12 protein-coding genes and 3 pseudogenes are annotated in these 12143 nt (G+C 38.7%); 1 reads left to right on the top strand and 14 read right to left on the bottom strand.

All coding sequences use genetic code 11. From position 1 onward, the window contains the following. The 5 genes and pseudogenes from WYK_RS12375 to WYK_RS12355 all read right to left on the bottom strand — a co-directional run. The coding region (locus tag WYK_RS12375; protein WP_040374798.1) for an ABC-F family ATP-binding cassette domain-containing protein at positions 1–1256 on the bottom strand (1256 nt) is incomplete at its 3' end. Further along, positions 1253–1895 (bottom strand): annotated as a pseudogene (locus WYK_RS12370) (HD domain-containing protein). The gene WYK_RS12375 and the pseudogene WYK_RS12370, both read right to left, overlap by 4 nt. 74 nt (positions 1896–1969) lie before the next feature. Next, positions 1970–2791 carry a DegV family protein gene (locus tag WYK_RS12365; protein WP_040374797.1) on the bottom strand — a complete coding sequence of 274 codons (822 nt, stop codon included), beginning with the start codon at positions 2789–2791 and terminating at the stop codon, positions 1970–1972. Positions 2792–2916: 125 nt separating this feature from the next. Continuing rightward, positions 2917–3396: a glutathione peroxidase gene (locus WYK_RS12360; RefSeq protein ID WP_040374796.1), complete on the bottom strand. Its 480-nt coding sequence runs from the start codon at positions 3394–3396 to the stop codon at positions 2917–2919. A 100-nt stretch (positions 3397–3496) separates the two neighbouring features. Next, positions 3497–4042 carry a hypothetical protein gene (locus tag WYK_RS12355; protein ID WP_040374795.1) on the bottom strand — a complete coding sequence of 182 codons (546 nt, stop codon included), beginning with the start codon at positions 4040–4042 and terminating at the stop codon, positions 3497–3499. Positions 4043–4244: 202 nt separating this feature from the next. On the opposite strand from WYK_RS12355, the gene metA reads away from it, so the two are divergent. Continuing rightward, entirely contained in the window at positions 4245–5153 is a 909-nt protein-coding gene (gene metA / locus WYK_RS12350; protein ID WP_040374794.1) for a homoserine O-acetyltransferase MetA, read from the top strand. Between the two features lie 65 nt (positions 5154–5218). On the opposite strand, the gene WYK_RS25130 is transcribed toward metA, so the two are convergent. The 9 genes and pseudogenes from WYK_RS25130 to WYK_RS12315 all read right to left on the bottom strand — a co-directional run bounded on the left by WYK_RS25130 (position 5219) and on the right by WYK_RS12315 (position 12085). Next, on the bottom strand, positions 5219–5389 hold the full coding sequence (locus WYK_RS25130; protein WP_169732064.1) for a hypothetical protein: 171 nt from the start codon (positions 5387–5389) through the stop codon (positions 5219–5221). A 255-nt stretch (positions 5390–5644) separates the two neighbouring features. After that, positions 5645–6241, bottom strand: coding sequence for a PIN domain-containing protein (locus tag WYK_RS12345; RefSeq protein ID WP_040374793.1), 597 nt, complete (start codon positions 6239–6241; stop codon positions 5645–5647). A gap of 45 nt (positions 6242–6286) precedes the next feature. Further along, entirely contained in the window at positions 6287–6979 is a 693-nt protein-coding gene (locus WYK_RS12340) for an AIM24 family protein (protein WP_040374792.1), read from the bottom strand. A gap of 81 nt (positions 6980–7060) precedes the next feature. Beyond that, positions 7061–7750 carry a class I SAM-dependent methyltransferase gene (locus tag WYK_RS12335; RefSeq protein ID WP_040374791.1) on the bottom strand — a complete coding sequence of 230 codons (690 nt, stop codon included), beginning with the start codon at positions 7748–7750 and terminating at the stop codon, positions 7061–7063. A 99-nt stretch (positions 7751–7849) separates the two neighbouring features. Then, positions 7850–8269: a transcriptional regulator MntR gene (mntR, locus tag WYK_RS12330; protein ID WP_040374790.1), complete on the bottom strand. Its 420-nt coding sequence runs from the start codon at positions 8267–8269 to the stop codon at positions 7850–7852. A gap of 95 nt (positions 8270–8364) precedes the next feature. After that, positions 8365–10547: pseudogene (locus tag WYK_RS12325) on the bottom strand (DNA topoisomerase III). Between the two features lie 233 nt (positions 10548–10780). Beyond that, positions 10781–10933: an NADPH-dependent FMN reductase family protein gene (locus WYK_RS24930; RefSeq protein WP_161629130.1), complete on the bottom strand. Its 153-nt coding sequence runs from the start codon at positions 10931–10933 to the stop codon at positions 10781–10783. 104 nt (positions 10934–11037) lie between these two features. Next, positions 11038–11423, bottom strand: a pseudogene (locus tag WYK_RS12320) (NUDIX hydrolase). Between the two features lie 230 nt (positions 11424–11653). Beyond that, entirely contained in the window at positions 11654–12085 is a 432-nt protein-coding gene (locus tag WYK_RS12315; RefSeq protein ID WP_040374789.1) for a general stress protein, read from the bottom strand. Positions 12086–12143 lie beyond the last annotated feature (58 nt).

The following is a 12143-nucleotide window of genomic DNA, read 5'->3' as shown; positions in this document are numbered from 1 at the left end:
ATAATACTGCCATCTTTCAACGTGATTGAATCGGCTGTCTTCCGAATGTATTCAATCATTCTTAACCCTGGATCAATCTCTTCGTTCACCTGTGTATAATAACCGATTTTAACCGTTTGACCGATTTCGATTTCACCTGAATCTATTGGAATCGTACCGGCTAAAATATTTAATAATGTTGATTTTCCCGTCCCATTTCTTCCGACAATCCCAATTCGATCGCCTGGTTTAAACAAGAATGAAAAAGATTGTATAAGCGGATCAGTTGTAAAAGATTTAGAGATTTCCTTTAACTCGATCACTTTTTTACCAAGTCGTGTTCCGCTGAGCCCGATTTCAAGACTTTCTTGTTTCGACTTATTTTTCACATTTTCCTCAAGTGTTTCAAAACGCTGGATCCGCGCTTTTTGTTTAGTCGAACGTGCTTTGGCCCCTCTGCGAATCCATGCGAGTTCTGTTTTAAATAAGTTTTCTTTTTTCGCTCTATCCTGCGATTCGTTTTCTTCGCGGATAGCTTTGGCTTCAAGAAAATCAGCATAATTCCCTTTATATTCATAAAGATTTCCTTGTTCTATTTCCCAAATTTTCTTAGCTACATTATCTAAGAAGTACCGATCATGTGTAACAAATAAAACCGAACCAGAATACTTCGCTAGATATTCCTCCAGCCATTTAATACTTTCATAATCAAGATGGTTTGTCGGTTCATCTAGTATAAGCAAATCCGGCGTTTCTATCAGTGTTTTAGCAAGCGCTGCCCGCTTTTTTTGACCGCCTGATAGTTCTGATAAAGATCTTGAAAAGTCAGGCAGACCAAGCTTAGTTAAGAACGTTCGTGCATCTGCACTGGTCTCCCAAGCACCCATTTCATCCATCTTTTGCTGTAGATGTAATAGACGATCCTGTACGGCTGGGTCTTGAGGATTTTCTTGAAGAACTAATAGGGTTTTTTCGTAGTTCTTAATAAGCGTAAATACTGGTGAGTCACTGGCATATAGGTATTCCATAATCGTTAAGGTTTCATTAAAATCTGGATCCTGATCTAGGTAGGAGATGGAATAATCATTTGGATGATCTTTCATTCCCTCATCGTAGTCTTCAGTACCTGCAATGATATTTAATAATGTCGATTTTCCTGTACCATTAACGCCCAAGACACCGATCTTGTCACCTTCTGAAATGGAAAAGGCAACATTATTGAAAATCGTTTTATCACCTTGTGTTTTTTTAATTTTCTCCATGCTGAATACTTTCATAGTAATACATCCCATTCCTTATTAAATTGCTGTAAAAACTGTTGCATATATTGATGGCGTTCCTTGGCAATCGCTTTTGCCGTATCGGTATGAAGCATGTCAGTCAACTTCAATAGCTTTTCATGGAAATGATGAATGGACGTACTTTTTCCATTCCGATATTCCTCTTTGTTCATCGAATCTCTTACAGAAATTGCTGGATCATAAAGCAGTTGTCCTTTTTTTCCACCATAGGCAAAAGTTCGTGCAATCCCTATGGCCCCAAGTGCATCAATTCGATCTGCATCTTGAACAATTTTAGCCTCTATCGATGGAAGAACGGTCTGCCCTTCGCTATATGAAATACTATCAATTATCTGTTTAATCTCTCTCACTTGAAAGGATGGAAGGTTATTCCTTCTAAACCAAGTATCCAAAAGAGCCAGTCCCGTTTCTTCATTGTCATGCAGCTTGTCATCCGGAATATCATGCAAGAGTGCAGCTAATTCAATGATGAAGCAATCACCTATTTGTTCTTTTTTCGTCGATATGTACAGCTATCTTTCTCACACGATCTGAATGATACCAATCATGACCGGTACTATCTTGACCAAGATTCTCTTTAACAAACTGTTCTGCATCTCTAATTGATTGATTCATAAGTCTGCTCCTTTTTGATACCTTACCTATTCTACCATGGAAGGCACTTTTTAGCCCAGAACAGAACGATGTCTTTACTTTTCATTGAACCAGCTGATTCCAAGAGTCTCTGCTCCAGTATGAACGGAAATAGCACTGCCTAATGGATAAATAGGGACCTTTATATCCGGTGTGATTGAAAGAATTTTCTCTCGCCACCGGCCAGCCTGTTCAGGAGTTGATCCGTATAAAATACAGCATTCGCGGATACTTTCACTTGCTGCTCGATACCATTCAAATATCCGGTTCTCCACTTTTAACTCACTTCTCGCTTTTTCTTTAGTTTCCAAGACGCCCTTTTGTATAGAAATAATCGGCTTCAATTTTAACAGGCTTCCGAGAATATACTTTACACTAGACAATCGTCCGCTCCGGTGCAGCTGTTCAAGCGAACCAATTAACACATACGTTTCATGATTACTTCGATAGGTACGTGCTATTTGAAAGGCATCTTCAATTGAAGAGCCGTTTTCTACTTCATTGATTAGCTTTTTTAAGATCAGTGTCATTGGATAAGAAATTAGTTCTGAATCAAATACATGTACCGGAATCGAAACAAGTTTTGCCGCTTGAAGGCTCGAATTAACCGTCCCGCTCAAGCGACCAGAAACATGAACCGAAACAATTCGATCGAAATTTTGTTCAAGCTTTTTATATAACTCAGTAAAGGTTCCAATCGACGGCTGAGAAGTTGTAGGGATAGAAGAAGTATTCTTCATGATTTGAGCTAAATCGTTAGGAAGAATGTTAATGCCGTCCTCATACTCTCGTCCATCAATAATAACAACCATTGTCACGATAAATAGATCATTCCTTTTTTTTAGCTGTTCATCTAAACAACCTGTGCTGTCTGTCACCCATTATCCGTTCACCCATGTATGATCCTCCTCGCTACTATTCACCTAATATGTTCGCTTACGGATTACTATTTCCTCTAAAAAAGTAAAAATCCCGATGCACAATTGGCACCGGGATTAAAAAATTATTTAAGAAGGTTCCTTATCTCATCTTCAAATTCAAATGGTTTTGTTTTAGGGGCGTAGCGATTTACAATATTCCCCTCGCGATCAACAAGAAATTTGGTAAAGTTCCATTTGATTTTTTTTGAACCAAGCATACCAGGAGCATGTTCCGTTAAATACGTGAACAGAGGGTGTGCATGATCTCCCTTTACATCTACTTTCGCAAACATTGGGAACGTTACACCATGATTAAGTTTACAAAAAGAATCAATTTCTAGTTCATCCCCTGGCTCCTGCCCCATAAACTGATTGCAGGGAAAACCTAAAACGGTAAATCCTTGATCTTCATAACGTGAAAATAGTGTTTGCAGCTCTTCATATTGAGGAGCAAAACCGCACTTGCTCGCTGTATTAACAATGAGCAGAACATTACCTTTATATGCCTCAAGAGAAATCATTTCTCCGGTAATTTTTTTCGCTTCGAAATCGTAAATAGACATCAAGCAACACTCCTTCTATATTTGCTTTAATTTTACTTCATTCCCATTATTAAAACCATTATCAGTGTTCCGAAACAACCCTTTCCAGCACATTTTACATCTAGGTCGCCGTCTTCAAAAAACCATCCGTTTTCTTTAATGACTCAATTAGGGTATCCAGCATATCCGTTAAATCGTCCATTTGTTCTTCTTTAATTAAACGTCCAAATGAAATTTTACATTCGGTTGTATAGGTTAATGGACTATTCTTATTATCTCGGTATGTACAATTGATCAGTTCAATATGGCGATCACTTCCCCAAATCCCTTCGATGATAGTTAGAAGCTGCCCGCCTTGAATCCCTTCCAGCTGACGTGCCATTCTTAGAGCTACTGTAATTGTTGAACCCTCGTTAAATGGTGACTGATTTGGAAGCAGTTCTGCACTTAGATTTTCTAAGTTGGCCCCCAGACTGACCACTCCTACTACAGCGGTATCTGACAGAGGAGCTTTTAATTCCATTTCCATTATAAATTGCCTGGATAGATGAGCAAGATTAACGAGATCTTGTCGATTTGTTACTGTTATATCTCCATAAAAATCATGGTCGTAAACAGCTCCCTCTACCACAACTTTCATATTTTCAAATGCTGTTGGATCAAACAACGCTGAACACCTCACATTCTAAAATTTAACTTACGTCCATTGGCCCCTATGGCCCTCTTTAAATTGCGCCTATTTTATCATTTTGCTGAAAATGATAAAGGTTGTACGCTAACTTTTCCAAAAAAGGTTACAATCGTATGAATTTTCTATATAATACAACTATTGATTTTTCTTTAATTCTAATGAAAAAGGAGGCTTCCCATTGCCTATTAATATACCATCTGAACTGCCTGCTAAGGAAATACTTGAGAAAGAAAATATATTTGTGATGACAGAAACTCGTGCCACCAAACAAGATATTCGGCCGCTTAATATCATTATTCTCAATCTTATGCCGGAAAAAGAAAAAACGGAAGCTCATCTCCTCCGTTATCTAGGCAATACACCCATTCAAATTAATATTTCCTTTTTAAAACTAACGACTCATGAAGCAAAAAACACAAGTAAACTTCACCTCGATCAATTTTACGAACCATTTTCAAAAATTAAAAATAAAAAATTTGATGGAATGATTATTACTGGGGCACCTGTAGAAAAGTTGGAATTTGAAGAAGTGGATTACTGGGAAGAAATGATGGAAATTATGGATTGGAGCACCACCAATGTCACCTCCACTCTGCATATATGCTGGGGGGCGCAGGCTGCCTTGCATCATCATTACCAAATTAATAAATATGAACTGCCCAATAAATGTTTCGGGGTATTTTCTCATAAGGTATTGCATCCAAATGAATTCCTTGTTAGAGGATTTGATGACCACTTTTTGGCGCCGCATTCTCGATACACGGACATTGACTTTAACGCTTTAAAACAACACTCTGAATTAACCGTTCTTGCAGAATCAGAAAAAGCAGGGATTTTGTTGATTGCTTCAAAGGACGGGAAAAGAATTATGAGCACCGGCCATTTTGAATATGACTCTGATACGCTCGGAGCAGAATATGTAAGAGATCACGAACGGGGAATTCCCACGAAGCTTCCAGAAAACTATTATCCTAAAGACGATTCATCGAAGATTCCATTGCACCGCTGGAAAAGCCACTGCAGTCTGCTTTTTTCCAACTGGCTGAACTATTACGTTTATCAACAGACTCCCTATGAATGGAAATAGAATCACCGGATAAAATGAAAAATGGCTGTCCCAGCGAATCACGCAAAGACAGCCGTTTTATTTGGTTATGCTTTTTTTAGCTCATCCTCAAAGTAAAAAGTGGAGGGATGTTCATTCACAACATATGAAACCTTCTTCATATTAACAACATAATGCCACTTTTTGATCGTAACTTCTTCACCTGTGCTAGTAATGTTAACCCGTTCTCCAGCCTCGAATTTGTTTTTATTACTCACGATACCACTCCCTCTCCTTACTATTATACCACAAAATCTTCTCTTTTCTGCTTACCTTCAAATGGAAAGATACACTTAATTACATAGTTCCGGTTAATTGGAATTACCTGTCTGAAGTAATCCCATAATAAACCCACATTAACGCATAATATACCCATTTTACTGGTCAATCCGTACACGCTTCGACTTTTTCCACTAATTTACCGCACTTCATGCCCAGAAATAACAAAAACGTTTGGAAAAATCCAAACGTTTCTACTCCTTACCACACGAATAACACCGTTTATCCTGATCATGATCTCCGTACATTCGCAATTCTCTCTTACGTTCGCAAATACGACAAACATCAAAGTCAATTTGTGGAATAATACCTGCTTCTGCTAATGGAACCCATGAGTTTGTATATAAACTTTTACTCATACCGTAATCGATAAATGTCAGTTTGCCTTGTTTATTCATCCCGTAATTAGAACTGTCCTTTAAATCAAAGCAATCAAAATCCTTGTCTAATAAATCTAACACTTCTTCATACAAATTCGGAAGGAGTTGTGCCTCATCGTTCTTATCAAGTTCAAATGATTGATGATTCTTTAATTCCAACGGTTGATAATATTTTTGAATTGAAATAATTTCGTCTACATAATAGACTTTAGCAAACAACTCATGCAGCCCTTTTTCCGCCATTGCACGGTAAATATGTAACTCATTTTTGGATTGCTCATAACCAAGTATATGTAAATGTAATTTAATCACATACTCGTCGACTCTAAATACTTTTCTAGTTGAGCCGATTCCGATAAAATTTTCTTCTCTACAATACTTATTCCAATTTTCACTTAATTCTTTCAGCATTTACTCTCCCACATCCACTCACACCCATAATGACAGAAACGATATTTATTGTTTTTCTGAAAAATAGACTTCCTCAAAAGGCTGTACCACAACGAATCCAGATCCTTCGAATTTCATTTGTACGGATTCCCCGCTTCCACGTCCAAAAAATGTCTTTAAGGATACATCCGTTACGAAATCCGGAGTTAGATGTCCTGACCACGCGACCGTTGCATTAGGGTCCGTATAGACGGCATCTCCCGGCTCAACTAATAAAGTGAGCGGTTCATAATGTGTGGTGAAAGCTACCATCCCGGTTCCTTCAACCTTTACATTGAACAGTCCGCCGGCTAACACTCCAGCAATTTTACGCATTAATTTAATATCCCACTTCAACCTGGGTTCAAAAGCCAGCAAATCATTGCCGTTTATACAGATTGATTCATCAGCCAAATTCAAAATAGAGATTTTCTTTCCTTGATCAGCCACATATAATTTTCCCTGCCCTGTTGCCTTCATGATGGAAGCTCCTTCACCGGTGAAAGCTTTTTTAAACATTTTTCCTAGACCATGTTCCAGGATTCCCTCACGCTCAAACTTGATATTGCCGCGATAAGAGATCATCGAGCCCGTCTTCGCCCAAATTTGGTTTTCCAAATTAATTTCAAGGATCCGGTCTGTTTCTAATTCAAACAGGCCCTGCCCTTTATCCTGTTGTTTTGTTTTTGAAATAAATTCATTAATATGATATTTCTCCACTACTCACATCTCCCTTTAGTTAAATTGATTAGGGGGTATCCTCCGAGTATATCCCCCAAATCGGATTATTCCCGTCTAAAGTCAGCCCACGTTCTCAGACTTCTTAAATACAAACAGCCACATAAAGGAGAGTGCTTGTTGCAAGTCTTTTGAAAGGTGTGTTAGTTTCGTGTAGTCAACGCCTTGCTTGGGTACTCCTGTATCGGCGACGAGTTCCCAGCCGTTTTCTTCTGCTAATTGCCGGAATTCCCAGGCCTGCATCGTATTCATGATTACTTCTTTACCGTAAAGCCGGGGATAACTGTTTGCTCTTGGTCCGGATGTAGGTCCAAGGATTGCAAAGCACCCATATCCGCCTGGTTTAAGAATACGTTTTATTTCTTTTAGAGCATCTAATGGCTTTTCTGTCCATTCGATGGAATTAATGGCCATGACAGCGTCCACTTCTTCTGTTTTAAAAGGCAGCGCTGTCAGATCGCCTTGAATAAAGGAAAGATTATCTTGGTCCTTCGTTTTCTCCGTTGCTTCTGTAATCATTTTCTGAGACAAGTCTAGACCTATCACGTGAAAGCCGCCTCGGGCTAGCTTTAATGAACCGTATCCGTCTCCGCATCCTAAATCAACAACCTTGCCTAGAGGGATATGCTCTACAAAGAATGGAATAATTGTTTTCCTGCTGCCACCATCCCACATTTCTTTGGAATTGGCTGCCCAATTCTTTGCAGAATCGTCCCATTTTATTTGTGCTTCCTTATGCCAGCTATGTACCATTCATCGTCACTCTCCTATCCTTTACTTATTCTTACGAAGAAATCAAAGATAAGTTTCATGATTAGCTGTTTTTCCCAAAAAAAAAGCAGCTTAGGCTGCTTACTTTGTGTTTTTCTTTTGTATGACTTCTAATTCTTCGACTCTTTTCGGCGATTCCTCAAAATATTCGACTAAGTCGCCAATTCGATCGATTGCATTCCAACTCAAATGATGTTCAATTCCTTCAACATCATGATAAATGTTTTCTTCTTTCACGCCGATTAAGCGTAACATTTTTTCTAATAATTCATGGCGGTAAACTAACCTTTTTCCTATCTTCTTCCCATTAGGCGTTAAGATGAGTCCGCGGTATTTTTCATAGACTAAATACTCTTCTTGGTCCAGTTTTTGTACCATTTTCGTGACAGAAGAAGGATGTACGGAGAGATTACCAGCAATATCGGAAACCCTGGCATATCCTTTTTCCTCGATTAATAAATAGATTTGTTCTATGTAATCCTCCATGCTCGGTGTAGGCATCAAGTTATCCTCCCATTCAAACGCATCTTAAAATTTTACTATATTCGTGAACCCGATTCAAGCAGGAGCCTTTTTTTATTGGGCAGATCAGGCCTTTAGGCCTGTCTGCCGCTTGCTTTTGTATTTCGGTCAGGGAATTTCATATTAATTTTCTTACTGTTTTCTTCCCAGGCTAGAATTGCTGCAAAGGTCTTATCCCCTTTTTTAAATCCTTCGATTACGTCTGTTTCGCCTGTTTGCAGCAGCTTTTTAATATTTGCCTGCGTAATATTTTTAGATAAGATTTTTTTGATATCGTAAACGAACACTTTGTTTTTGCATAGCTGGCACAGCCATAAAACTTCCCTTTATCAATGACCTTCCCGCCGCAAATGCGGCATGCACCCATCGATGTTGGCGACCTTCTATTCTTAGAAGTACCCTGAATGGATTCAGTATCCAGTCCTTCAAAATTCCATTCGTTTGAAGAAGCAACTGCATCATTAATAATTTTCATCGACAGCTTTTTCACATTTTCCATAAACGCACCTGGGGATGCCTTTCCTTCACCAATTTCCCGAAGTCGCTGTTCCCACTTTGCGGTCATTTCTGGTGATGCAAGAATTTTCTCACCAATCGCATGAATAAGAACTTTTCCTTTGTCTGTTGCGTAAACCAAGTTTTTTTTCACGTCAATATACTTACGGTCTTTCAACATCGTAATAATTCCAGCACGGGTCGCTTCAGTACCAAGGCCCTCAGTCTTCATGAGGACCTTTTCAAGCTCTTCGTTATCCAGATGTTTTCCAGCAGTCTTCATGAGCGTGATTAACTGTCCTTCAGTATAGCGTTTTGGCGGCTGCGTTTTCCCTTCCTTGACCTTAACCTTAGCCACTTCTCCCTGATCGCCTTGGGATACATTCGGCAGCAAGATGTCCTTTTCTTCCTTCTCTTCCTGAAAAATAACCTTTCTCCAGCCGTCTTGAATTTGCTGTTTGCCTTTCGAGATGAACTCCGCACGCTTATCCACCATGGTTTTAATGGTCGTATAATCAAAAATGGCCGAGTCATAATGAGCAGCGATTAATCTTCGGACGATAAGATCATAGATATTTTTTTCCTCATTTGTGAGGCGGCTCGGATTTGTTACTTGCTCCGTTGGAATGATGGCATAGTGATCAGTAACCTTCTTCTCGTTCACAAACCGTTTATTATTCATAATACTTTCTTTTGGCAACGGAAAAAGTGATTCATACTCTGGCAGCTTGCTCAATTTACCCAGTATTTCCGGAAAGCTTTCTGCTTCCCCTGGTGTTACATGATTGGAATCGGAACGAGGATAGGAGACAATGCCCTTCTGGTACAGACTTTGTACAATATCTAATGTCATTTTCGGAGAATATTTATAAATCTTATTGACTGTTGCTTGTAAGGATGAAAGATTGAATAATAACGGTGGTTGAAACTCTTTTCGTTCTGTATCCATCTTCGTTATTTCTGCTTCTTTTCCTTTGCAAAAAGCAGCTATATTTTCTGCCATCTCTTTGGTATCTATTCTAGATTCATCGTCCTTTTGCCATTTTCCTTGGTATTTCTTGCTGTCCATTTTAAAGTCAGCAAATACTTCCCAGAATGGCTTAGACTTGAATTGATCGATTTCTTGTTCACGTTTAACAATTAAGGCCAAAGTGGGTGTTTGGACGCGGCCAGCTGAAAACACATCTGACATGCCTTGTTTTTTTAGGAGAATGCTAAAAACACGTGAGGCATTCATGCCAACTACCCAATCAGCACATGCTCTTGTATAAGCTTCGTGATAGAGCGGACGCGTTTCCTCTTCTTGCAATAAATTCTTAAATCCTTCATAAATCGATTTAGGGGTCAATGAGGAAATCCATAACCGCTGCATAGGCTTCTTAACCCCACTAAGCTGAATGACATTTCGCACAATCAGTTCCCCTTCACGCCCTGCATCACCTGCGTGAATAATATCGGTTACTTCAGACTTACGTAAAAGTGTTTTCACAACTTGAAATTGTTTTGCTTTTGAACGTGATACCTCATATTGGAATTTTTCAGGAATCATCGGCAGCGTATCAAGCGACCACTTCTTCCACTCAGGACGGTAGCTTTCTGGATTAATGAGCTGACATAAATGCCCGACAGCCCAGGTCACATAGGCCCCATCTGGAAAAAGCTCGTTTGGGAGAATTTCGATAAACCCCTGTTGCTTTTTAGTTTTAAATTGGGAAGCCAATGTTGAACCCTGATCAGGTTTCTCGGCAATGATTAACTTCATGCAACTCACCTTATCTATCTTTTTTATGTCTAACATCTATTCATTATACCGTTTCCTGCATAACGAAGTAAGAGTCAGGTGAGAAAAAAAGACTTCTACAACTCATAGATTAATTAACTAGAGTTCCGTCAACCTACTAATATTAAAGATCTAAAGAAAGATGTTAAGCTAAAAAAAGAAGCAGTCGTACAAATATTAAATTTGTACAACTGCTTGTAGTTAGGATATTCAACTTATAGTTTGGCTGCTGTTTCTTTAACTTTTTTCAAAACTTCCGCAATGATTGTTGCAGCATTTTCGGGATCTTGTGCATGGCCTTCAATAATCACTTCGTCAATAATTTCAAAGCCGAAATAGTTTTTTATGACGGCACGCATATAATTCACAGACATTTCCATAGCATTGATGTAGTTTAAATTTCCAATGGTTAAACTTAGTTCAACTTATTGTTAGTTTTTTTAACCGTTTGATGAAGATTAGAATACCTTCTTTATGTAGTTAATAAGAAAATTTCTATCCTCGGGAAGGTTAATTTTAAAGTCTGTATTTCGTCTAAGTTTTTCCAAGCAATATCATAAATAAGATTATCAGGGTCTTGAAAATTTCTTTTTCCACCCACAATCTTTACAAAAAAATAATGGGCTATAGCAGATATACTGAGATGTTCATAAGTCCTTTTTTGACCTTAATTTCTTCAATAATTTCGACTGTGTATCCCGTTTCTTCTTTGAATTCTCTAATACAACATTCTTCGTGGTCTTTTCCTCCCGATGGAATAGACCACGTTTTTCTCTCTTCAGGTTTCCCTTGCAATACCATTAACAATTGCCCATTTTCATTAATACATACACCTGAAGAACCCAGCCATTTTTGCACTTTAGCTCACCCCCGTTTTTACCTATATAATTAATAAAATTCTATCTATTTAATGAATTTCCTACTAACCTGCTCCGAAAATTAAACAAGGGCATCCGCGATATGGTGATTCCAAGGAATCACATAAAATGACTTCATGCTGCTCAAACTATGCCACTTCTCATTACACCTTTCCAAATAAAAAGGACTCCTGCAAAAATGCAGGAGTCCTTACTTACGTTTATTTTTATTTATACACGATCCACAATGATTAGTATTTTTCCATTGTTTACATCGTCCTCATAACGGCTCGCTTCTTCTGATGTGATTCCAGCGTTTTTAAACGCTCCTGACAAGCCCCCGCCGACAACTGAACCAGCTGCTGCACCGCCGAGCGTAGCAATGATTGGTCCTGCTGCTAATAATGGTCCGATTCCCGGTATAGCAAATGTGCTCATACCGACCAGCAAGCCCGTTAAGCCGATAGCTCCGCCTGTAGCCGCACCAGCGACTAGCCCGTCTCCTGTAGTCGTAGTTACATCATCAGCAGCTTCTTCAAGCTTTTTAGCATTCTTGGCAACAATGGAAATATCGTCTGTCTTATATCCTTTATTCTTCAACTCTTCTAATCCAGCAAGTGCTTGTTCCTCAGTATCATAGACATTAATGGTATGAATTGGCATATTTATCTATCTCCTTTTAAGTAAGTATCTATAAGATAATTACCCGAGAAACAGCTGC

The sequence above is a fragment of the Peribacillus psychrosaccharolyticus ATCC 23296 genome (assembly GCF_000305495.1).
Lineage (GTDB): Bacteria > Bacillota > Bacilli > Bacillales > DSM-1321 > Peribacillus > Peribacillus psychrosaccharolyticus.
This window is presented reverse-complemented; position numbering and strand designations above follow the sequence as displayed.

Excerpts from the sequence above, each read along its gene's own strand:
- WYK_RS12360 (WP_040374796.1), bottom strand. The coding sequence starts at position 3,396 with ATGTCTATTTACGATTTCGAAGCGAAAAAAATTACCGGAGAAATGATT.
- WYK_RS12345 (WP_040374793.1), bottom strand. The coding sequence starts at position 6,241 with ATGCTGAAAGAATTAAGTGAAAATTGGAATAAGTATTGTAGAGAAGAA.
- WYK_RS12335 (WP_040374791.1), bottom strand. The coding sequence starts at position 7,750 with ATGGTACATAGCTGGCATAAGGAAGCACAAATAAAATGGGACGATTCT.
- mntR (WP_040374790.1), bottom strand. The coding sequence starts at position 8,269 with ATGCCTACACCGAGCATGGAGGATTACATAGAACAAATCTATTTATTA.
- WYK_RS12315 (WP_040374789.1), bottom strand. The coding sequence starts at position 12,085 with ATGCCAATTCATACCATTAATGTCTATGATACTGAGGAACAAGCACTT.